20 protein-coding genes are annotated in these 21,884 nt (G+C 69.6%); 8 read left to right on the top strand and 12 right to left on the bottom strand.

All coding sequences use genetic code 11. From position 1 onward, the window contains the following. Positions 1–9: 9 nt before the first annotated feature. From G6N75_RS05795 to G6N75_RS05805, 3 genes are read right to left on the bottom strand one after another with little or no spacing between them, the layout of a single operon-like run. Positions 10–822 (bottom strand): metal ABC transporter permease, encoded by an 813-nt coding sequence (locus tag G6N75_RS05795; RefSeq protein ID WP_165347406.1) that lies wholly within the window; start codon positions 820–822, stop codon positions 10–12. Then, complete coding sequence (locus G6N75_RS05800; protein ID WP_165347407.1) at positions 822–1,589, bottom strand: metal ABC transporter ATP-binding protein; 768 nt, start codon at positions 1,587–1,589, stop codon at positions 822–824. Before G6N75_RS05800 ends, G6N75_RS05795 begins: the two co-directional genes overlap by 1 nt. Beyond that, on the bottom strand, positions 1,586–2,485 hold the full coding sequence (locus G6N75_RS05805) for a zinc ABC transporter substrate-binding protein (protein ID WP_165347408.1): 900 nt from the start codon (positions 2,483–2,485) through the stop codon (positions 1,586–1,588). The genes G6N75_RS05800 and G6N75_RS05805 overlap by 4 nt, the downstream gene beginning before the upstream one ends. Before the next feature lie 78 nt (positions 2,486–2,563). On the opposite strand from G6N75_RS05805, the gene ttcA reads away from it, so the two are divergent. Further along, entirely contained in the window at positions 2,564–3,385 is an 822-nt protein-coding gene (ttcA, locus tag G6N75_RS05810) for a tRNA 2-thiocytidine(32) synthetase TtcA (RefSeq protein ID WP_165347409.1), read from the top strand. Positions 3,386–3,467: 82 nt separating this feature from the next. On the opposite strand, the gene G6N75_RS05815 is transcribed toward ttcA, so the two are convergent. Next, positions 3,468–3,731: an RNA-binding protein gene (locus G6N75_RS05815; RefSeq protein ID WP_165347410.1), complete on the bottom strand. Its 264-nt coding sequence runs from the start codon at positions 3,729–3,731 to the stop codon at positions 3,468–3,470. A 108-nt stretch (positions 3,732–3,839) separates the two neighbouring features. Continuing rightward, positions 3,840–6,383, bottom strand: a complete 2,544-nt coding sequence (locus G6N75_RS05820; RefSeq protein ID WP_165347411.1) for a mechanosensitive ion channel domain-containing protein — start codon at positions 6,381–6,383, stop codon at positions 3,840–3,842. Positions 6,384–6,507: 124 nt separating this feature from the next. On the opposite strand from G6N75_RS05820, the gene G6N75_RS05825 reads away from it, so the two are divergent. Continuing rightward, entirely contained in the window at positions 6,508–7,302 is a 795-nt protein-coding gene (locus tag G6N75_RS05825) for an SDR family oxidoreductase (protein WP_165347412.1), read from the top strand. Positions 7,303–7,306: 4 nt separating this feature from the next. Here the strand turns inward: G6N75_RS05825 and G6N75_RS05830 are convergent, their stop codons facing one another. After that, on the bottom strand, positions 7,307–7,693 hold the full coding sequence (locus G6N75_RS05830) for an Arm DNA-binding domain-containing protein (protein WP_165347413.1): 387 nt from the start codon (positions 7,691–7,693) through the stop codon (positions 7,307–7,309). 51 nt (positions 7,694–7,744) lie between these two features. Between G6N75_RS05830 and G6N75_RS05835 the strand changes: the two genes are divergently transcribed. The 4 genes from G6N75_RS05835 to G6N75_RS05850 all read left to right on the top strand — a co-directional run bounded on the left by G6N75_RS05835 (position 7,745) and on the right by G6N75_RS05850 (position 11,509). Continuing rightward, a complete protein-coding gene (locus G6N75_RS05835; protein WP_165347414.1) occupies positions 7,745–9,145 on the top strand; it encodes a hypothetical protein in 1,401 nt (466 codons plus the stop codon). An 11-nt stretch (positions 9,146–9,156) separates the two neighbouring features. Then, positions 9,157–10,509 (top strand): AarF/ABC1/UbiB kinase family protein, encoded by a 1,353-nt coding sequence (locus G6N75_RS05840; protein WP_165347415.1) that lies wholly within the window; start codon positions 9,157–9,159, stop codon positions 10,507–10,509. Between the two features lie 165 nt (positions 10,510–10,674). Further along, on the top strand, positions 10,675–10,911 hold the full coding sequence (locus G6N75_RS05845; protein WP_165347416.1) for a helix-turn-helix transcriptional regulator: 237 nt from the start codon (positions 10,675–10,677) through the stop codon (positions 10,909–10,911). Next, on the top strand, positions 10,901–11,509 hold the full coding sequence (locus G6N75_RS05850) for a hypothetical protein (protein ID WP_165347417.1): 609 nt from the start codon (positions 10,901–10,903) through the stop codon (positions 11,507–11,509). The genes G6N75_RS05845 and G6N75_RS05850 overlap by 11 nt, the downstream gene beginning before the upstream one ends. A 15-nt stretch (positions 11,510–11,524) precedes the next feature. Here G6N75_RS05850 and aqpZ read toward each other — a convergent pair whose 3' ends face one another. The 4 genes from aqpZ to G6N75_RS05870 all read right to left on the bottom strand — a co-directional run bounded on the left by aqpZ (position 11,525) and on the right by G6N75_RS05870 (position 15,082). Then, positions 11,525–12,232, bottom strand: coding sequence for an aquaporin Z (gene aqpZ, locus G6N75_RS05855; protein WP_165347418.1), 708 nt, complete (start codon positions 12,230–12,232; stop codon positions 11,525–11,527). 163 nt (positions 12,233–12,395) lie between these two features. Continuing rightward, positions 12,396–13,310: a DMT family transporter gene (locus G6N75_RS05860; protein ID WP_165347419.1), complete on the bottom strand. Its 915-nt coding sequence runs from the start codon at positions 13,308–13,310 to the stop codon at positions 12,396–12,398. 13 nt (positions 13,311–13,323) lie between these two features. Continuing rightward, positions 13,324–13,773 (bottom strand): DUF6231 family protein, encoded by a 450-nt coding sequence (locus G6N75_RS05865; RefSeq protein ID WP_165347420.1) that lies wholly within the window; start codon positions 13,771–13,773, stop codon positions 13,324–13,326. 13 nt (positions 13,774–13,786) lie between these two features. Beyond that, on the bottom strand, positions 13,787–15,082 hold the full coding sequence (locus tag G6N75_RS05870; protein WP_240900966.1) for a DUF819 family protein: 1,296 nt from the start codon (positions 15,080–15,082) through the stop codon (positions 13,787–13,789). 58 nt (positions 15,083–15,140) lie between these two features. Here G6N75_RS05870 and G6N75_RS05875 point away from each other — a divergent pair, with 58 nt between their 5' ends. Both G6N75_RS05875 and G6N75_RS05880 read left to right on the top strand, forming a co-directional pair. Further along, a complete protein-coding gene (locus G6N75_RS05875; protein WP_165347421.1) occupies positions 15,141–16,424 on the top strand; it encodes an NADH:flavin oxidoreductase/NADH oxidase family protein in 1,284 nt (427 codons plus the stop codon). A 37-nt stretch (positions 16,425–16,461) separates the two neighbouring features. Beyond that, the gene (locus G6N75_RS05880) at positions 16,462–16,899 is read left to right on the top strand and encodes a DUF3144 domain-containing protein (RefSeq protein WP_165347422.1); all 438 of its coding nucleotides are present in this window, start codon (positions 16,462–16,464) and stop codon (positions 16,897–16,899) included. Between the two features lie 12 nt (positions 16,900–16,911). Here G6N75_RS05880 and G6N75_RS05885 read toward each other — a convergent pair whose 3' ends face one another. Beyond that, positions 16,912–19,647 carry a pitrilysin family protein gene (locus G6N75_RS05885; RefSeq protein WP_165347423.1) on the bottom strand — a complete coding sequence of 912 codons (2,736 nt, stop codon included), beginning with the start codon at positions 19,645–19,647 and terminating at the stop codon, positions 16,912–16,914. Between the two features lie 63 nt (positions 19,648–19,710). Beyond that, positions 19,711–21,864 (bottom strand): M3 family metallopeptidase, encoded by a 2,154-nt coding sequence (locus tag G6N75_RS05890; RefSeq protein ID WP_165347424.1) that lies wholly within the window; start codon positions 21,862–21,864, stop codon positions 19,711–19,713. Positions 21,865–21,884 lie beyond the last annotated feature (20 nt).

Below are 21,884 nucleotides of genomic sequence, written 5' to 3' on the forward strand. Positions count from 1 at the left end.
CGCTTGGGTTCAGCGTGCGCCGCGCCGGAAGAACGCGGCCGCGAGATAGCTCAGCCCGGCGAGCAGGATGATAACCGGTCCGGAAGGCAGGTCCGGGGCGTAGGACAGCGCCAGCCCGCCAGCAGTGAAGGCCATGCCCAGCAGCACGGCGATGCCCATCATGGCGGCGAGGGAATTGATGAAGCGCCCGGCGATGGCGGCCGGCAGGGTCATCAGCGCGATGACCAGGATCAGGCCGACCACCTGGATCAGCATCACCACCGTCAGCGCCACCAGCACCAGCAGCAGCAGGTAATAGCGCTCGACGTGCAGCCCGCGCACGCGCGCGAACTCGGGGTCGAAGCACACGGCGAGGAACTGGCGGTAGAACAGCCCGACCAGGGCGATGATCACCAGGTCCAGGGCGAGGATCAGCCTGATGTCGCTGCTCGACATCATCAGCAGGTTGCCGAACAGGTAGCCCATCAGGTCCACGCTGTAGCCCGGTGTGCGGGCGATGAACAGGATGCCGATCGCCATGCCCAGCGCCCAGATGGCGGAAATGGCGGTGTCCTCGCGTTCGGCGAAGCGCAGCTTCACCCAGCCGATGATCAGCGCCGCGATCACGGCGGCCACCAGTGCGCCGATGATCGGCTCGGCGCCGAAATACCAGGCGATGCCCATGCCGCCCAGCACGGCATGCGCGATGGCGCCGGCCAGCAGGCTGATCCGCTGCACCACCACGTAGCTGCCGACGATGCCGCAGCCGATCACGGCCAGCAGCCCGCCCGCCAGCGCGCGCTGCAGGAAGTCGTGCTCGACCAGGGCGGCGAAGAACTCCATCACTTCACGTCCCGGCGCGAGTGGCCGTGCCCGTGTTCGTGCGCATGCTCGTGCTGCACGGCTCGGACGGGGTGGCCGTAGAGCTCGTTCATCACCTCGCCGCTCAGCTCGGCGGTGCCGTGGCAGATCAGGGTGCGGTTGATGCAGGCGACGCGATGGACGAAATCGGTGACGAAGCCGACGTCGTGCGACACCAGCACCACTGCCATCCGGTCGCTGAGCCGGCCGAGCAGGGTGAACATGTCCTCCTCGGCGCGCTGGTCGAGGTTCGAGGTCGGCTCGTCGAGCAGCAGCAGGCGCGGCTCGGCGGCCAGCGCGCGCGCGATCAGCACCCGCTGCAGCTCGCCGCCTGACAGGGCCCGGATCGGGCGCTCCGCCAGCCCGTCGAGCTCGGTTTCCTCGATGGCGCGCGCGGCGGCCGCCCGGTCGGCGGCATTCCAGCGCAGGCGTGAGCCGCTGCCGATCCGGCCGAGCAGCACCGCCTGGGCGACGGTGATGGGAAAGTCGCGGGAGAAATGGGCGAACTGGGGGACATAGCCGATCTCGTCGCGGGCCTCGTGCGGCGGGCGGCCGAATACCCGGACCTGGCCCCGGCCAGGCTTAAGCAGGCCGGCGGCGAGCTTGAGCAGGGTGCTCTTGCCACCGCCGTTCGGGCCGATCAGGCCGATGACTTCGTGTTCGCCGATCTCGAGATCGACATCCTGCACCACGTCGGGCCCATCGCCGAAAGCGAAACTGACGCCCTTGAAGGACAGCGCGGTCGTCACGGCGCTGCCTCCGGGGCCAGCGCCTCGGCCACGCGGATCGAGACTTCCCGGAGGTTCTCGATGTAGTCCAGCGCCAGCGGGTCGGCTTCGACGATCTCGGCGCCGAGCGCGTCGGCGACCGCGCGGGCGGTCCGCTGGCTGAACTGCCGCTGCACGAACACGGCGCGCGCATCCGTCTCGCGGCCGAGCTCGATCAGTTCGGCCAGCCCGCGCGGGCCGGGCTCCCGGCCGCCGATCTCGATCGGCAGCTGCTGCAGGCCGTAGGCGTCGGCGAAATAGCCCCAGGAGGGGTGAAAAACGATGAAGGCCTGGCCGCGCACGGGCGCCAGCCGGGCCGCGATCTCCTCGTGCAGCTCGAGCAGCTCTTGCTGCAGGGTGTCGCTGCGGGCCCGGTAGCCGTCCGCGCCGGCCGGGTCCAGGCGCGCCAGCGTGTCGGCGATGGTTGCCGCCATGCGGGCCGCCAGCCGCGGGTCGGTCCAGGTGTGCGGGTCCGGCATCCCGGCATGGCCATGATCGTGATCATGGCCGTGCCCGAGGCTGGCCCAGCTCTGCTCGACCTGCCGGCGCTGCAGGCCCGCGGCGAGATCGACCACCTCGAGCTCCGGCCGGTCGCGGGTGATCCGCTCCCGCCAGACTTGCTCGAAATGCACGCCGAGCGTGAACCAGACCTGTCCGTCGTCCAGCGCTGCCAGCGTGGCGGGGCCGGGCGAATAGGTTGCCGGGTTGTCGCCCGGCTGGACCAGCGTGAGGATATCCGCGCGGGGACCGGCGACGCGCTCCACCAGGAACTGCTCGGGGAGGATGCTGACCACCACCTGCAGCGGCGCCTCCTCCGCCCGCAACGAACCGGGCAGGGCCAGCAGGGCATAGAGCAGGAAAAGGAGCTTGCCGGGCATCACGCTATTCTACCCTGCAGCCGGCAGCCCGGGCCCCCGGGCATCCGGTACAATGCGCGCCCCCGACTGGAGTGCCACATGAGCGCCGTGCCCGAACTGTCCGCCACCGCCCGCCGCCTGGAGTCGCGCCTGCGCACGCAGGTGGGCCGGGCGATCGAGGACTACGGCATGATCGTGGCGGGGGATCGCGTCATGGTGTGCCTGTCGGGCGGCAAGGACAGCTACGCCATGCTCAGCCTGCTGCTGGCGCTGCAGCGGGCCGCGCCGGTGTCGTTCGAGCTGGTGGCGGTGAACCTGGACCAGAAACAGCCGGGGTTTCCGGCGCACGTGCTGCCCGACTATCTCGCTGCGCTGGGCGTGCCGTTCCACGTCCTCGAGCAGGACACCTACAGCGTGGTGAAACGGGTGATCCCCGAGGGCAAGACCACCTGCGGCCTGTGCTCGCGGCTCCGGCGCGGCGCCCTCTACACCTTCGCGGCGGAGCAGGGCTTCACCAAGATCGCGCTGGGCCACCATCTGGACGACATCATCGAGACGCTGTTCCTGAACCTGTTTTTCGGCGGCAGCCTGAAGGCCATGCCGCCGAAGCTGAAGAGCGACGACGGCCGCAACGTGGTGATCCGCCCGCTGGCCTATTGCCGCGAGCGCGAGCTGGCGCGCTACGCGACGGCGAAGGATTTCCCGCTCATCCCCTGCAACCTGTGCGGCAGCCAGGAGAACCTGCAGCGCAAGGAGATCAAGGCCATGCTGGCGGCCTGGGAACAGGCCAACCCGCGCCGCATCGAGTCGATCGCCGCGGCGCTCAGGAACGTGGCGCCCTCGCAGCTGATGGATCCGGGCCTGTTCGATTTCGCCTCGCTCGCGGGCCTGCCGGCTGCCGGCAAGGACGGCGCGGCATGAAAGGAACCCTGGCCGCCCGTGTCACGAGGCGGCGGGTTCGCTGAGGTGCGACGCGGGAGGCCCGGGCGGGCCTCCGGTGCGATCAGAACCGCGGGGGCCGGGGCGCCCGCGGGCGAGCCTCGTTGATCTTCAGCGCACGACCGCCCATCTGGTGGCCCTCGAGGGCCTTGATGGCGTTGTCCGCTCCCTCATCGGCCATGTCGACGAAGGCAAAGCCGCGCGGCCGCCCGGTCTCGCGGTCGGTGATGATCTTCACCGACTCCACATCGCCAAAGGGAGAAAAGAGGCCGCGCACTTCTTCTTCAGTGGCGGAGAAGGGCAGGTTGCCCACGTAGATCGACTTCATCTGGACAGGCTCTCAGGATGCTAGGGTTACCGGCCGCCATCCGGCGGCACTGTGCCAAAGCATACGACAGCAGGACGAAGCCGCAAAGCGCCGCCTGCGCCCGGCGCTTCAGGCCGGCCTGGGCCCGTCCTCTTGCTGCGCCGCCGCATCGCTCGCCGCGGCCGCGGCGCCCTCTTCCCCGTCGCCGACCGGCCGCGCCTGCACGGCGCCGATACGGGCCACGGCCGCGGAATCCACGGAGCGGAGGTGCAGGTCGCGCTGCGGGAAGGGAATCTCGATGCCGGCGGCGTAGATCGCGTCGTGCACGGCGAGCGTCAGCTTGCTCTTGGTGCTCAGGTACTCGTCGAAGTTGTCGGTCCAGGCGCGCAGCGAGAAATCCAGCGAGCTGTCGCCGAAGCCGAGGAACAGGGCGTTCGGCGCGGGATCCTCGAGCAGGTTCGGGCTCCGCCGCACGACCTCCAGCAGGAGCTCGAGCACCTGGTGCGGATTCGTGCCGTAGGCCACGCCGACCAGGATCTCGATGCGCCGCCGCTGGTCCGACAAGGTCCAGTTGGTTACCTCGTTGGCAATGAGGTTGGCGTTGGGCACGATCACCTCGGCGCCGTCGAAGGTCCGCACCGTGCTGGAGCGCACGCCGATGCGCGAGACCTGGCCGAACATCGTGCCGAATTCCACCGTGTCGCCGGACTGCACCGGCCGTTCGAAGGCGAGGATCAGGCCGGACACGAAATTGTTGACCACGTTCTGCAGGCCGAAGCCGATGCCGACCGAGAGGGCGCCGACGATCAGCGCCAGCCGGTCCAGCTGGAATCCCGCCGCGGCCACGGCAAGCAGCACGGCGATGCCGATGATGGTGTAGTTCACCAGCATCGAGATCGTGGCCGGGACCCCGCGCGGCAGCGTCACGCGCGGGAACACGTCCGTCTGCAGCACGAAGCGGACCAGGCGCGACAACAGCAGGCCGAGCCAGATCGCCAGCGCGAAGCCGAGAATGTCCCCGAGCGAAATCTGGACCGAGCCGATCGTGGCGTTGCTGAACAGCACGACATTCAGCCACTCGCCCAGCGTGTCCTCCAGGCGAAAGGCCCGCGCGCATGTAACCAGCCAGGTTACGAGCGCAGCCAGCGGCAGGACGCGCATCAGCCAGCGGTCCACCGCGGCCTCGTGCCAGCGCACCAGGTTGAGCCGCCGCACCGGCCCGGTCTGGAGCAGGGCGATGATGGTGGCGCGCGCCACCGTCACGCCGGCGAACAGCACCAGGCTCACCAGCGCCATGGTGATCACGCCGTTGGTCAACAGGCTGGCAAGGCCGACCAGGCCGGCGATGTTGCCGAGAATGGCCACGCCCAGCACCACCACCGAGGCCCGGCCGGCGAAGCGCGCCGCGCGCCACCATGGCCCCGCGTCCAGGCGGCCGCCGACGCCGCTGGGCCGGAACACCAAGACGACGATGGCGGCGGTGGCCGCCGCGAGCAACAACAGGGCGAGCCGCTGGAACTCCGGCCCCGGGCTCAGCAGGCTGCTCAGGCGGACCAGCACGTACAGCACTGCCACGGCGTAGATCGGCAGCCGCAAGGGCGACGCGACCACCACCTGCATCACCCGCAACAGCGGCAGCAGCAACAGCACCGCGAACAGCTCGTCCAGCGACTGCGGGGCGTTCGGATAGAACCAACCGGCCGCGAGGATGGCGAGCAACAGGGCCGCCGCCACCGGCTGCCGGAAGACCCGCAGGTCGTCCTCCAACTGTGGTTTGTGCTCGATCCAGCGATTGACCCGGCGGGAAAGCATGGCGAAGGCGCCCAGCAGGATCAGCAGCAGCAGGACATGGGCAATGACGCCGCCCCGTTCAGCGGCGAGATACTCGATGACCGAGGCCCACTCCTGTGCCCAGGCGGCCCGGGAGACCGAGAAATCGGGTATTGCCGCCTCGATCTGCCACAACGGCGGCAGGTCGGCCCGGAACAGCTCCTCCCTGGCCTGCGCCAGCAGCGTATCCACCTCGGCGGCCTGCTCGTCCAGCAGCGAGACCCACGCGCTGATCGTGGTCTGCAGTTCCAGCACCGCGTCCTGCCGGTTGGACAGGTCGTCCCGGGTAGCGCGCAGGAGCGCCTGCACCTCGGTAATGCTGCGCGAAAGTTCCGCCGGTACCGAGCGGTCGCCCAGCTCGGTCCGGGTGAGTTCCCAGGAGGCCAGGGCGCGGGCCACGCCGGCGGCGCTCTCGGCGAGCTGGTTGCTGCGCCGGTTCAGTTGCAGTTGCCACCCGGCGATCGTGCTCCGCAGCGCGCGGAGCTGCTCCCGCTCGCGCTCCAGGCTGCGCAGGTCGGCGGAGCTCGCCCGCTCGGCCGGCGTGCTCTGCCCCAGGGCGTCGAGCCGGGGCCGGAGCGCATCGGCCTGCCGGCGGACCTGTTCGATATCCTCGCTCAGGCGGGCGGTCTCGCCGGCCCGGCGCGCCAGCGCCCGCGACCGCTCCAGCTCCAGCGGGACCTGCTCGAGGGCGAAGGCCGCCGGCTCCTGGGGCTGCTCCGGCTGCGCCGACGCCGCCGCCGGGGGCGTTTCCGCCGGGCGGGGCGGCACCAGCTGGGCCTGCGCCGTGGACGCTGCCAGGAAGCCGGCTATCAGTAGCCCCAGTGTCGCCAGGGTGGAACGCATCTCGTCACAAGTCCTTAACAATTGCTCGCCAGGTTATCGCTCCGACCCGTGCCGTCGCTGACATCCGAAGCCGCGCCGGCCGCGAAAACCTCTCTGAACGCTGCCGACAATCCTACTCCTTTCCATGGCCGACGCCTCCCACTGCACCCCTGCGCTCGCCCGTTTCGAGCGGCCCGTCACCGCCCTCGTCTCCGGTGCGAGCCGCGGGATCGGCCTGGCTTTCGTGCGCCGCCTGCTCGCCGAAGACGGGTTGCGCCGGGTCTGGGCCGGCTGCCGCCGGCCGGAGCAGGCAGCCGAGCTGCAGGCGCTCGCGCGCGAAGACGAACGCGTTCGTCTGCTTGTCCTGGACGTGACCGACGAGGGTGTCCTGGCGACCGCCGCGCGGGTCATGGCGGAGGAAGCGGAGCCCCTCGATCTCGTCATCAATTGTGCGGGGTTGCTCCACGCGCCCGGCGGCCCGCAGCCGGAGCGGCGCCTGGCCGACATTCGCGCCGACTGGCTGGCGGAATCCTTCGCGGTGAACGGCGCCGGGCCGCTGTTGCTGGCAAAGCATGTCGAGGGGCTGCTGCCGCGACGCGAGCGTGCGGTCTTCGCCAGCCTTTCCGCCCGGGTCGGCAGCATCGGAGACAACCGGCTGGGCGGCTGGTACGCCTACCGGGGGGCGAAAGCCGCGCAGAACATGTTCCTCAAGACGCTCGCCATCGAGCTGGCGCGCCGGTCGCGGGGGATCGTCTGCGTGGCCCTGCACCCGGGCACTACCGACACCGGCCTGTCGGCGCCCTTCCAGGGCGGCGTCCCGCCGGAGAAGCTGTTCAGCGTAGAGCGGGCCGCGGAGCAGCTGCTGCGGGTGATCGACGGCCTGGGCCCCCGCGACAACGGCGGTTTTTTCGCCTGGAACGGGGAACGCATTCCCTGGTAGCGACCTAGCCGAGGAGCCAGACCAGCAGCAGCCCGAGTGCGGCCGCGAAGCCCATGCCGAGCGCGACCGCGAGGTACGGCCGCCCTTCGACGATGGCCGCCAGGAGGCTGCGCCGGCCGGCGGCGCCGGTGGGTTCGCCGTAACGGGCCAGCTCCGTCTCCGCCGCCAGGACCCGCCGCGCCTGGTCCGCCGCTTCCAGCGCGCCTTCGACCGTCATCTCGGGAAACAGCCCGAGGGTGCGGCGCCGCAGGAAGCCGTCCACGGTGTAAGTCAGCACCCAGCACTTGGTGCCGTTGGGAAACACCGAGAACAGCAGGCCGTCTTCGACGCTGGTGTCGTAGCGCCGGGCCTGCGGTGGCAGGTCGCGGCAGTGATCGTCCGTGAGTCGCATCGGTAGTCCCTGGCAATGGCATGGCGTCGAGTCGATTATTATGCAGGGACCATGGACTACGACAACGCACGGCGACCCGAACCCTGGCTGCTGGCCCTCGCCGGCCTGGCCTGGCTCGGCTATGGCGCGGATAGCGGGCTGGCGGGCCTGCTCGCCGCGGCGCTGCCGGGCGCGCTGTTGCTGGCGGGCGCCGTCGGAACGCTGTTTTTCCCCGGCGACCGGCTGATCTCCCGTACGGCGGCCATCGGCGCGCTGCTCGGGCTGGTGTTCGCGGTGCTGATGTTCCTGTTTGCGCCGCTGGCGGCCCTGCTGCTGGGCGCCCTGTCGGCGCTGGGCGGCCTGGCGGCCGGGCGGCTGGCGGACGAGGACCTGGCACCGCCGGCGGGCTACGAGACGCCGCCCCTGGACGCTGCCCTGGCGGCCGAGATTGCGTTCGACGAGTCGGTGGTCGGCATCCTCGGCGCCTCGATGGGCGTCTATAACCGCTCGATCCAGGCGCGGGTGGGCCGGGAACTGGACGAGACGCTGGACTGGCTGCGCGCCCGTGGCTGGACGGAGGCGCCGGCCGGCTTCCACGAGGATCCGCCGCCGCTGGGGCCGGTGGCCATCGGCTCGGCGCGTACCGCCGGGCTCGACTACGAGGTGCTGCGCTTCGACAGCGAGTTCGAGCCACGCGCCGGGGCGCCCGGCCGCGACCGCTGGCTGGCGGCTGTCAACAACCGCCAGGCCGAGCTGCGCATCGTCCGCTCCCCGGGCAGCCGCGACTGGCTGATCTGCATCCATGGCCTGGCCATGGGCCGGACCTGGTTCGACCTGCGGGCGATGGGCGCCGGCTGGCTGCACCGCCTGGGCGTGAACCTGGCCTTCCCGGTGCTGCCCCTGCACGGCTCGAGGTCCAACGGGATAATGAGCGGCGCCGGTTTCGTCGTCGGCGATGTCGCGAATACGCTGCACGCCCTGACCCAGACGGTTTGGGACGTCCGACGCGCCATCGGCTGGCTGCGGGAGGGGGGCGCGGAGCGGATCGGTGTTTCGGGCCTGTCGCTGGGCGGTTACTCGACCGCGCTGGTGGCTTCGCTGGAAGACGGCCTGGACTGCGCCATCGCCGGCATTCCGCCAGCGGAGCTTGGCGAGCTCACCCTCTACCACGCCACCGGCCGGGCATTACGGCTGGCGGAGGCGGAGAACATCACGCCCGAGCGCATCAGCGCGGCCCTGCGGCCGGTATCGCCGCTGGCGCTGCAGCCGCGCGTGCCGCTCGAGCGCCGCTTCATGTTCGGCGGGCTGGCCGATCGCTTCGTGCCGCCCTCCCAGGTCGAGACGCTCTGGCACCATTGGGAGCGGCCGGAGATTCACTGGTACCCGGGCGGTCACCTCGGCTTCCGCTTCCACTCCAGCGTGCGCGGATTCGTCCGCGAGGCGCTGCAGCGGACGGTGCTGGCCGGCCGCTGAGGAAGGAAAGAATGAACGCCGCCACCGAAGCACTGGAACTCACTGTCAAGGGCGCGCTGCGGCTGGGCCAGACGGGCCGCGTGCTGGCCGGGACCGGCGTGGGCTGGCTGCTCGGCGACCGCCCGCCGACCCCGCAGCTGGCGCGCCGCACCTTCGAGCGCCTCGGCGCGACTTACATCAAGCTCGGCCAGTTCATCGCCAGCTCGCCGTCCATGTTCCCGGACGACTGGGTGGAGGAGTTCCAGCATTGCCTGGACCGCACCACGCCGCTGCCCTGGAAGACCGTCCGCCGGGCGCTGCAGGAAGAACTCGGCAAGAAGCTGGAGTCGGAGTTCCTGTGGGTCGACCCGGAACCGCTGGCTGCGGCCTCGATCGCGCAGGTGCATGCGGCGCGGTTGAAGACGGGCGAGGACGTGGTGCTGAAGGTCCGCAAGCCCGGCGTGGAGAAAGTCATCCGCACCGACCTGAACCTGCTGCACCTGGTGGCGAAGGTGATCGAGCGCGTCACGCCGGGGGCGGCGCACGCCTCGCTGGCGGCCATCGTAGAGGAGATCCAGGGCTCGATGATGGAGGAGTGCGACTTCGTCCGGGAGGCCGCCAACATCGAAGCCTTCCGCCAGTACCTCGACGAGACCCTCAACGACCTCGCCGTGGCGCCGCGCGTCTACCCGGAGCTGAGCACGGCGCGGGTGCTGACCATGGAGCGCTTCTTCGGCGCGTCGCTGACTGACCCGGTGGCGCTGAAGCGCTGCACCGATGATCCCGAGGGGTTGCTCGTGACGGCGCTGAACACCTGGTTCGGCAGCCTGATGCACTGCCGGACCTTCCACGCCGACCTGCATGCCGGGAATCTCATGGCGCTGCGCGACGGCCGCATCGGCTTCATCGACTTCGGTATCGTCGGCCGCATCCGCGAGGAGACCTGGAAGGCCATGTTCGCCCTCGCCGACGGCCTGCCGCGCGGCGACTTCAAGGTAGTGGCCGAAGGCCTGGCGGTGATGGGCGCGACGAAGGAGGGCGTGGACACGGCGGCCCTCGCGGCCGACCTCGAGGCGCTGTTCCGCCGGCTCGAGCTGGCGCCGGGCGCGGCCGCGCAGCCGGTCGACCGTGGCGGCGGCTACGCTGCTCGCGGCGACGACGACTGGGGCGCGGTGTACCCGGAGGAGGCGCCGGACGACGACGACCTCAACCGCGCGCTGATGGACCTGGTGCGGGTCGGCCGCCGCCACGGTATCCGCTTCCCGCGCGAGTTCACGCTGCTGGTGAAGCAGTTCCTCTACTTCGACCGGTACATCCGCATGCTGGCGCCGGGCATGGCGCTGTTCGGCGACGACCGGCTGACCGGGTTGCCCGGGCCGGGCTGAAGCCGCCCTCGACAGTTCCAGCGGGTTTCCCACGACTCCACGGCTCGATGCGGGCTGCCTCCGGGGCGCAATGACCGGGGGTGTTGAAATGTTTTGCGTAAAGAGTATTATGTTTACCGTTATATTTGTTACGTCATACATTAATATCAACTGTGGGTTTCGAGCATGAGCATTCGCATCAACCTCGATGTCGAGCTGGCGAAGAAGAAGATGTCGCTGACCGAGCTGTCGCAGCGCGTAGGTATCTCCATGACGAATCTCTCGCTGCTCAAGACCGGCAAGGTCAAGGCCATCCGCTTCAGCACCCTCGAGGCGATTTGCCGGGCGCTCGAGTGCCAGCCCGGCGACCTGCTCGAATTCGTGCCCGACGACGCCAGAGGAGACGAACGGAATGAAGACTGAACACGCGTTGCCCGGCTACCTGGCCGTGGCCCTGGCCCTGCTGTTCCCCGTGTACTGGGTCTCGGTCCTCGGCGCCGGCGGGGAGTCCCTGTTCGAGACCATCCGCGACGACGTCATGCGGCTCAACGGCTGGGACGCGCTCTTCGTCCTGATCGGGGCGATCGAGATCTACCTCTACCTCAGCCTGCGCAAGATTCTCGCGCAGCGCCTGAACACGGCTCTGCCTGCGGTGCTGTTGCTGATGATGGCTATCGTCGTCGGCGTGTTCCACGCGACCGTGCTGTTCGACCTGGCCTTTGCGGCCGGCCCGGAATTCGACCCGGCTACGGCGGAGCAACTGGTGCTCGCCAGCATGGTGGTCGGTATCGCCGGGCTGTTCGTTTATGCCGTGCTGGCGCTGGTGCTGTCGATCACCCTGCTGCGCGCGAGCGCCGAGTCGCCCACCTTGCTGAAGGTGTTCGCGATCCTGCTGCTGGCCTGCTGCGTGTTGCAGTTCACTATCGTCTTCGGCTTCATCAACCTGGCGCTGTTCCCGGTTGCGCTGCTGGTCCTGGCCGCGTTCTTCCTGCGCGGCGAACATGCGGTCGAAGTCGTGTGAACGCTGGCATGCGCGCTAGTTCGAGCCTTCCTGCAGCCAGCGCGAGAGGTATCCGGCGATCAACGCGCCCACGATCGGCGCGAGCCAGAACAACCACAGCTGCGGCACCGCGCCGGCATCGGCGAAGAAGGCCACGCCGGTGGACCGGGCGGGATTCACCGAGGTGTTGGTCACGGGGATGCTGACCAGGTGGATCAGGGTCAGGCACAGGCCGATCGCAAGCGGGGCAAAGCCGGCCGGGGCGGCCTTGCTGGTGACCCCGATGATCACCAGCAGGAAGAACAGCGTCATGACGACCTCGGTCAGGAACGCAGCGCCCAGGCCGTAGCCGCCCGGCGAGCGCTCGCCATAGCCGTTGCTGGCGAACCCGCCGATCTCCACGCCCGCCTTGCCGGTGGCAATGAGATACAGCACCAGACCCGCGGCCAGGCCGCCGACGACCTGCGCTGCGAGGTAGGGCCCGAGGTCCTTGCCGGGGAAGCGGCCCGCCGCCCACAAGCCGCAGCTGACGGCCGGGTTGAAGTGTCCGCCGGAGATATGGCCGACGGCGTAAGCCATGGTGAGTACGGTCAGGCCGAAGGCCAGCGACACGCCGACCAGTCCGATGCCCAACGGGTTGCCGTCGCCGCCGAACTGCGCCGCGAGCACGGCGCTGCCGCAGCCGCCGAGTACCAACCAGAACGTGCCGAGGAACTCGGCACCCAAACGCTTGCTCATTTCCATGACTGGTTTTCCCTTGTTATTGCTTATTGCCGCCACGGTCGCGGCCGATCATGCCCGGGCCGATCTCATGGTCTTTCCGACTGGCCTCGGCGGAGCATAAGCTAAAACGGCTTGATTGCAGACTGGTTGCTGGCATTGGTTGCACTGCAATACAGCATGGCACTCAGAACTTCGCCCGCACCCGCGCCCCAGTGATCGGGCGGCGGCGGCTTTCGCGCCAGATGATGAGCGCGTTGGAGGCGATCACGATGGCGGCACCGGCCAGCACGTGCGGCAGCGGCCAGTCGTTCCAGATCAGCCAGCCGAACAGGGTGGCCCAGACGATGCCGCTGTAGTTGAACACTGTAACCACCGCCGCCGGCGCATTGCGGAAGGCGGTGGACAAGAGCCACTGCGCCGCGGCGCCGGAGAGCCCCACGCCGAACAGCAGCGGTATTTCGGCGAGCGTCGGCGTCACGGCGACGAAGGGCAGCGGCAGGGCGGTCACCAGCGTGCCGATCACCATAAAATAGAAGGTCACGGTCTCGGGGCTCTCGTAGCGGCCGAGGTAGCGCAGCACCACCTGCAGCGTGGCGTGCATCAGCGCGGCGACCAGCGCCACCGCTACGCCCAGCATGTACACGTTGCCCGTCGGGCTGGCCATGACCGCCACGCCGGCAAAGCCGATCACCACCGCCGACCAGCGCCAGGGCCCGACCTTCTCGCCGAGCACGAACACGCCGAGCACCGGCAGGAACAGCGAGGCCGTGAACAGCAGCACCGTGGTCTCGGCCATGGGCATGAGCGAGAAGGCGAGGAAAGTGGTCATCAGCGAGACCGCGCCCAGCACCGCGCGCAGCCCGACCAGCGACGGCTTGCTGCGGATCACCAGGATCTCGCGCCGGCCGAGCACGAAGACCATGAACAGGAAGGGCAGGCTGGCGATCAGGTTGCGGTAGAAGGCGATCTCGATGACGGAATGGTTTTCGCTCAACAGCTTGGCGAACACATTCATCACCGTGAACATGAAGAAGGCCCCGAGCGCGGCGAGCATGCCGCGGACGATGTGTTCCCGGTGAGCGAGGGGTTCGGAATTCATGATTCCCGTTACGCTACCAGCGGAAGCGGTCGAAGTTGTGCGGGTTGGCCCAGTCCTCGGGGTTGTTCCAGCGCCGCTCCGGGTTGTAGCGGTCGAGGTCGTAGCGCCAGGCGACGCGGCCGTCGGCCAGGTGCTCGAAAGGGGCCAGCGCCAGCGCCAGCAGCGCGTCGTGCCCAAGTGAGGCCCGCGCCGGGTCCGCCAGCAGCAGGAAGCGGCTGGTGTGCAGGTTCTTCAGCCGCCCCAGCACGGCCTCGGCGTCCGCGGCCTCGATCTCCTCGAGCAGCCCCGACACGATGGCGAAGTCGAAGCGGCCGACCGCTTCCAGCTTCCGGGGCGCCTCGGTGGCCGCAACGCGGGTCACCTCGGCTGCTGTCTCCGGCGCCGCATCCCCGATCACCAGCACGCTCGCCGGCGCGTACTCGGCCAGCAGCGCCGCGATACAGTCTTCGGCGGACACCGTCACCAGCCGCGCATCCTCACCCGGCCGCGATCACGCGCAGGATCTGCCCGCACAGCCAGGCGCCGTAGGTGCCGACGGCATAGCCCAGCACGGCCAGCAGCACGCCGACCGGCGCCAGCGAGGGATGAAAGGCCGAGGCCACGACCGGCGCCGACGCCGCGCCGCCGACATTGGCCTGGCTGCCGACCGCGAGGTAGAACAGCGGCGCCTTGATCAGCTTGCCGACGATCAACAGCAGCGCGGCGTGGAAGCCGATCCAGATCATGCCCACCGCAAACAGCCCCGGGTTGGACAGCACGGCGGTGATGTCCATCTGCATGCCGATGCTGGCGACCAGGATATAGAGGAAGGCCGAGCCCACGGTCGAGGCGCCGGCGCCCTCGAGCTTGCGCGCCGGGGTGAAGGACAGTATCAGCCCGCCGGTGGTGGCGATCACCACCAGCCAGAAAAAGCCGCTGGTAAGGCTGAAGCGGTCCAGTCCCGGCGCGGTGGCGGCGATCCAGGGCGCGAGCGTGTCGGCGCCCATGTGCGCCACGGCGGTGACGCCGAAGCCGATGGCGGCAAGGAACATCAGGTCCGCGAGGCGCGGGATGCGCGCGTGCTGGGCGTGGTACAGCTCGATGCGACGCTTCAGGTCCTCGATGGCCGTGGTGTCGGCGCCGGTGCGGGCGTCGATCTCCTTCGCCCGCGAGGCGAAGAACAGCAGGATGGCCAGCCACACGCTGGCGCACAGCACGTCCACCGCGATCATCTGGCCGAACAGGTTGTCGCCGACGTCGAACACTTCTTTCATGGCCGCCTGGTTGGCGCCGCCGCCGATCCAGCTCCCCGCAATGGTGGTCATGCCCCGCCACACGGCGTCCGGGCCGTCGCCGCCCACGGTCTCGGGCGAGATCGCGCCGACCACCAGCAGCGCCAGCGGGCCGCCGACGATGATGCCGAAGGTGCCGGTGAAGAACATGATCACGGCCTTGTTGCCGAGGCGCGCCACCGCCGGCAGGTCGATGGACAAGGTGAGCAGCACCAGGCAGGCGGGCAACAGGTAGCGCGAGGCCACGTAGTAGAGATTCGAGGCCTTGCCGTCGATGATGCCGAAGGTGTTCAGCAGCGAGGGCAGGAAGTAGCACAACAGCAGCGCCGGCACATAGGTGTAGAAGCGCTGGAAGAAGGGGATGCGGCTCTGCTGGGTCCAGAACACCCCGCCGAGGATCAGGGCCAGCAGCCCGAGCACGACGGCGTCGTTGGTGATCAGTGGTCCGTCCGACATCGCTTCCCCCTCGAGCGCGTGGTCGGGCGATTCTACCTGAGCCATGCCACGGGAGGCCCCGGCGCGGTATGCTGCAGGCCGCCTGCGCGACGAGACCGAACCCATGCCCGAACTCGCCGATGCCCTGCGCCTGCCCTGCGGCGCCACCCTGCCGAACCGGATCGCCAAGGCCGCCATGACCGAGGGCCTGGCGGCGGCCGACGACCAGGCCAACCAGCGCCATGCGCGGCTCTACCGGCGCTGGGCCGCCGGCGGGGCGGGACTCCTGGTTACGGGCAACGTGATGGTGGACCGGCGCTGGCTGGAGCGGCCGGGCAACGTGGTCATCGAGGACCGCCATGGCTGGAGCGAGCTCGCCGCCTGGGCCAAGGCCGGCACCGCGGCCGGCAACCACCTGTGGATGCAGATCAGCCATCCGGGCCGGCAGTGCTCGCGCATGAGCTCCTCGCAGCCGGTCTCGGCCTCGACCGAGGGCCTGGACCTGCTCGGGCTGTTCGCCCGCCCGCGGGCGCTCACGGGGGAGGAGATCCAGGACGTCATCCAGCGCTTCGCCACCACCGCGGCAATCGCGCGCGAAACCGGCTTCACCGGCGTGCAGGTGCATTCCGCGCACGGCTACCTGCTGGCCCAGTTCCTCTCGCCGGTGACCAACAAGCGCGAGGACGAGTGGGGCGGGCCGCTGGAGAACCGCGCGCGGCTGCTGCTGGAGATCGTGCGCGCCACGCGTCGGGCAGTGGGCGACGACTTCCCCGTCGGGGTGAAGCTCAACAGCGCGGACTTCCAGAAGGGCGGCTTCGACCTGCCGGACTGCGTGCAGGTGGCGCGCTGGCTGGCGGCGGAAAAGATCGACCTGCTGGAAGTCTCCGGCGGCACCTACGAGCAGCCGAAGCTGTTCGGTTACCAGGGCCGCGCAGAGACGGCCGCCGAGCCGCAGCGTGCCAGCACCCGCCGGCGCGAGGCCTACTTTCTCGAGTACGCGCGCGAGATTCGCGCCGCCTATCCGCTGCCGATGATGGTCACGGGCGGCTTCCGCACCCGCGCGGCCATGGCCGAGGCGCTGGCCGGGGACGAGCTGGACGTGATCGGGCTGGGCCGGCCGGTGTGCATCGACCCGGACCTGCCGGGCCGCCTCGCCGCCGGCACGGTCGAGGCCGCGACGCCGCCACCGGCGCTGCGTTTCGGCCGGGCCCGCTGGGCCGGGCCGGCCAGCCCGCTGATGCTCTTGAAGTTCATGAACGTGCAGGGCGAGATGGCCTGGTACTACCGCCAGATCCTGCGCCTGGCCGACGGGCTGCCGCCCGACCCGTCCATCAGCATCGGCGCGGCGCTGGCCGCTCATGCCCGCGACGAGTTCCGGCTTTCACGCGCCCGGGCCCGGCGCGGTTAGAATGCGCCCAACAACCAGGTTCGCGCCGGAGTGACGGATGAGCAACGAAGACAACGGCAGCAAAGACAAGCTGAGCGCCGAGATGAAGGCGATCATGCAGCGCTACCAGTCGCTGGGCGACGTGCCCGGCGGGGCCGCGGGGCAGGCCGAGCACGGCAAGCTGAAGTTCCAGCTGGAGAAGCCGCCGGCAGAAGAGGACCAGCGCGACCAGGAGGTGATCGACCGCGAGTTCCGCGGCGTGGTCGACAAGTTCATTGCCCTGGCCAACGAGGAAATCGAGACCGTCAAGCGGGAGCACGTCAGCATGGCGCTGCTCTACGCTGCGGCGCGGTTCAATTCATTCGTGGTCGCGGCCCATGCCGGCAGCCTGGACAAGTTCCGCGCCGACCGCCCGACCGCAACGAAGTTCTTCAAAAGCGAATACGAGCGGATGCTGCAGGAGAATCTCCAGGACTATGAGCGCGTCTTCAAGTAAGCGCAGCGGCGCCTAGCGCGGGCGTCCGTCGGCGTCCAGCACCACGACCTCGCCGAGGTCCAGCGCGCGCACCTGGGGCTCGATCTGCGCCAGGTCGCCGACCACCACCCAGGTCAGGGCGTCCGCGTCCAGCGCCCGGGCCGCCGCACGCACCTCCGCAAGGCTCATGGTCTCGATGCGCTGCTGCTCGCGGACCACGTGATCGTCCGGCCAGCCGTAGCGCACGATCTCGCTGACCGCGCCGAGCACCGCCGAGGCGGTCTCATAGCGGCCGGGCAGGCTGCGAACCCGGTTGGCGCGAATCTTCTCCAGCTCCTCGGGTTCGGCGGGGCGGTCGCCGGTGAAGGCCTCGATCTCCGCAATCAGTTCGCGCATCGAGTCGCCGGTGCGCGCGATATCCACCGGGGCCGACAGGATCCAGGGCCGCTGGCCCTCGGTGTCCGACGCCGAGCTGCGCACGCCGTAGGACCACCCCTTGTCCTCGCGCAGGTTCATGTTGATGCGCGAGGTGAAGGTGCCGCCGAAGATGCCGTTGGCGAGGTCGAACTCGAGCGAGTCTTCGTCAGCTGCAGGGGCCACCAGCAGGCCGGCGAGGATGTTCGCTTGCGGCGAGCCCGGCTGGTCGACCAGGTAGATGCGGGGACGGTCGGGCCGCGCCACCGTGGTGACGTTCTTCGCCGGCCGCGGCGTCGCGGGGGCTTCCCAGCCGCCGAAGTGCTTCTCCAGCAAGGGCACGATCTCTTCCATGGAGATGTCGCCGACGACGATGAAGCGGGCGTTGTCCGGCCGCAGCCAGTCGCGGTGGAAAGCCACCAGGTCGTCACGAGTGAGGCTGGCGATAGCCTCCTCGGTGCCGCTGCCCGTGAAGGGGATGGCGTAGGCATGGCCCGCGCCGTAGAGCAGCGGCGGGAGCAGGCGGTAGGCGACGCTCTGCGGCCGGGTCTTTTCCTGGGCGATGCCTGCCAGCCACTGGCGCCGCACGCGCTCGATTTCGTCCTCGCCGAAGCGGGGCCGCAGCGCCACGTCGGCGAACAGCGCCAGGGAGGGATCGAGCCGGTCCCGCAGGGCGCTGAGATACACCGTGGCGGAGTCGAGGCCGGCGCCGGCGCCGATCATCGCGCCTTCCGACTCGATGGCGGCCGCCAGCTCCAGCGCGCCACGCTTGCCGGCGCCCTCGTCGAGCATGCTCATGGTGAAGCTGGCGGTGCCGAGCTTGCGGCCGACGTCGGCGGCATAGCCGGCGTCGAAGGCCAGCTGCACCTGGACCACCGGGATCTCGCGGCGCTCGGCCAGCACCACCTCGATGCCGTTCTTCAGCGTGGCGCGCTCGAGGCCGGGGAAAGTCACCTGCGGGAACTCGTCGACCTGCGGCACGCCCTGGCTGCGGTCCACGTCGGTGGCGACGGTCGCGTGCGGCGGGAACGGCAGGATGGTCAGGGTGTGGTCGCCCTGGCCGAGGCGCTGGCGGGCGGCGCCTCGCACGTCCGCGGCGCTGGCTGACTCGATGCGCTCGGCGCTGGCGCGGAAGCAGCCCGGGTCGCCGGTGTAGACGGCACAGCCGGCGAGCACGTCGGACTTGCCGCCGAAGCCGCCCACGCGCTCCACGCCGCGGACGAAGTTGGCGCGGAAACGCGTCTTGGCCTGCGCCAGCTCGGCGCGGGTCGGCCCCTTGTCCAGGAACTTCGCGAGCTCCTCGTCGATGACCGCCTCGACCTGCGCCGGGTCGACGCCGTCCTTCACCGTGGCGACGATCATGAACATGCCGGAGAGCTCCAGCGGCATGGCGCTGGCGAAGACGTTGGAGACCAGCTGCTCCTCGTGGACCAGCCGGGCCTGCAGGCGCGAGGAGGGGCCGCCGCCGAGAATCTGGGCGGCCAGGGCCAGGTAGTCGGCCTCGGCGGTGCCGTAGTTGCCGATGTTCCAGGCGCGGTAGACCCGCGCCTGGGCCACGCGGTCGTGCATCACCTCGCGGGTCGACTCCGTGCGCGCCGCGACCCACTGCTCGGGGCGGCTCAGCGGGGGGCCGGCCGGGATGTCGCCGAAGTAGCGGGTGACTTTCTCCTTCGCGGTCGGCACGTCGATGTCCCCGGCCAGCACCAGCACGGCGTTGCTCGGGCCGTACCAGGTCTGGAACCAGTCCTTGACGTCGTCCAGCGTGGCGGCATCCAGGTCCTCCATCGAGCCGATGGGCATCCATGAGTAGGGGTGCCCCTGGGGGAAGCTGGCCTCGAACAGCCGCTCCCACGCCTGGCCGTAGGGCTGGCCGTAGCGCTGGCGTTTCTCGTTCTTCACCACGTCGCGCTGCTCGTCCAGTCGCTCCTGGGTGATGGCGCCCAGGAAATGGCCCATGCGGTCCGATTCCATCCACAGCGCCATGTCCAGCGCCGTGGTCGGCACGTTCTGGAAGTAGTTGGTGCGGTCGAAGCTGGTGGTGCCGTTCTGGCCGGTGGCGCCGACCTGCTCGAAGGGCTTGAAGTACTCGTCGTCGTAGTTCTCCGAGCCCTGGAACATCAGGTGCTCGAACAGGTGCGCGAAGCCGCTGCGGCCTTCGGGCTCGTTCTTCGAGCCGACGTGGTACCAGACGTTCACGGCCACGATCGGCGCCTTGCGGTCGGTGTGGACGATCACGCGCAGACCGTTGTCCAGGGTGAACGCCTCGTAGGGAATGTCCACCGTGGCGCTGGCCGCGGCTGCCAGCGGCAGGGCGCAGCAGAGCACGGCCAAAAGGCCTCTGAGCCGTTGGATCATGGCAACTCTCTCTCTCGGCGAGGTGCCCGGGCGCCGCCGCGACGCGGCGCCCGGGACCCCTGGTTATTCGCCGGAGCCGGCCGCGGTCAGGCCGCGGCGCTCCAGCAGGTGGCGGATCTCGGGATCACGGCCGGCGAAGTCGCGATAGAGCTCCATCGCGTCCTTGCTGCCGCCGCGCGCCAGCAGGCTGGCGCGGAAGTGCTCGCCGTTCTCGCGCGTCATGCCGCCGTTTTCCTTGAACCAGGCCACGGCGTCGGCATCCAGCACTTCGCTCCAGATGTAGGAGTAATAGCCGGCCGAGTACCCGCCCATGATGTGGGAGAAGTAAGTACTGCGGTAGCGCGGCGGCACCGGGGCGAAGTCCATGCCGGTGTCGGCCAGTACCTGCTGCTCGAAGGCCACGGTGTCGGTCGGCACGTCGCCGGCCTTGCGCTGGTGCCAGGCCTGGTCGATCAGCGAGGCGGCCACGTACTCGGTGGTGCGGAAGCCCTCGTTGAACTTCTGCGCTTCCAGCGCCTTCTCCAGCATCTCCTTGGGCAGCAGTTCGCCGGTCTCGTAGTGGCGGGCGTAGTTGGCCAGCACGGTCGGCCAGTCGGCCCACATCTCGTAGACCTGCGAGGGGAACTCGACGAAGTCGCGCGGCACGCTGGTGCCGGAGAAACGCGGGTAACGCACGTCGGAGAACAGGCCGTGCACGGCGTGGCCGAACTCGTGGAACATCGTGACGACCTCGTCGAAGGTCATCAGGGTCGGCTCGCCCTCGGGCGGCTTCGGAATGTTCTGGTGGTTCGCCACCACGGCCTTGTTGCCCTCCAGGCCGTTCTGGGGGACATAGGCGTTCATCCAGGCGCCGCCGCGCTTGGAGTCACGCGCGTAGAAATCGCCGATGAAGATCCCGAGCGGCGTGCCGTCTTCCTCGAACACTTCCCAGGCGCGGGCGTCGGGATGGTACAGCGGCAGGTCGGGGCGCGGCTTGAAGGTCAGGCCGAACACCTTGTTGGCGGCATAGAAGACACCGTTGTTGAGCACGCTCTCGAGCTCGAAATAGGCGCGCAGCTCGTTCGGGTCCAGGTCGTAGCGGGCCTGCTTCACCTGCTCGGCGTAGAAGTCCCAGTCCCAGGCCTGCAGCTCGAAGTCGCCGCCCTGGGCCTCGATCAGCGCCTGGATGTCGGCCGCTTCCTTGCGGGCGTTGGCGACTGCGGCCGGGGCCAGCCCGCCGAGCATCTCGTTCACGGCGTCCGGCGTGCCGGCCGTGGCGTTTTCCAGCACGAAGGCCGCGTGGTTCGGGTAGCCCAGCAGCGCGGCGCGCTCGGCGCGCAGCGCGGCGACACGAGCCACCACCGGGCGGTTGTCGTGTTCGTTGTCCCGCGCGCCGCGGTTCAGCGAGGCCTCGTGGATGCGCTGGCGCAGGGCGCGGTTGGTGAGCAGCGCGAGCGGCGGCTGCCCGGAAGTGTTCTGCAGCGAGATCAGGTACTTGCCCTCATGGCCGCGGGCGGTCGCCGCCTCGGCGGCGGCGCGAATCTGGGCGTCGGAGAAGCCGTCCAGCTCCTCGGCGGTGTCCACGATCACCGCCGAGTCCAGGGTCTCGCGCAGCACGTTCTGGGCGAAGGTGGTGCCCAGCGAGGCGAGCTCGGCGTTGATGGCGCGCAGCTTGTCCTTGTCTTCCTCGGAGAGGCGGGCGCCGGCGCGCACGAAGTCGATGTAGTAGCGCTCCAGGAGGCGCAGCGACTCGGGGTCGAGGCCCAGTTCGGCGCGCTTGCCATGCAGCGCCTCGACCCGGGCGAACAGCGTCGGGTTGAGGAAGATGGCGTCGCGATGCGCCGCCAGCTGCGGCGACACGGTCTTCTGCACGTCCTGCATGGCCGGGTTGGTGTGGGCGGAGTTCAGGTTGAAGAACACGCGCGACACGCGGGCCAGGATCTCCCCGGTCTGCTCCATGGCGACGATGGTGTTCTCGAAGGTCGGCGCCTCGGGGTTGTTGGCGATGGCCTCGATCTCGGCCAGCTCCTCCGCCATGCCGCGCTCGAAGGCCGGCAGGTAATGCTCGTCGCGAATCTGGTCGAAGGGCGGCACCTGGTAGGGCAGCGCGCTCGCCGTGAAGAACGGGTTGGCGGCGGCGTCGGCCGCGGCCGGCTGCTCTGCGGCCAGCTGTGAGGCGTAGCCGCCGAACGCGGCGGCGGCGGCGAGAGCGAAGGGAAGCGCGAAACGTCGGCTCATGCGTGGTCTCCTGGAGTACT

Source organism: Thioalkalivibrio sp. XN8, assembly GCF_011058255.1.
Taxonomy (GTDB): Bacteria; Pseudomonadota; Gammaproteobacteria; order Steroidobacterales; family XN24; genus XN24.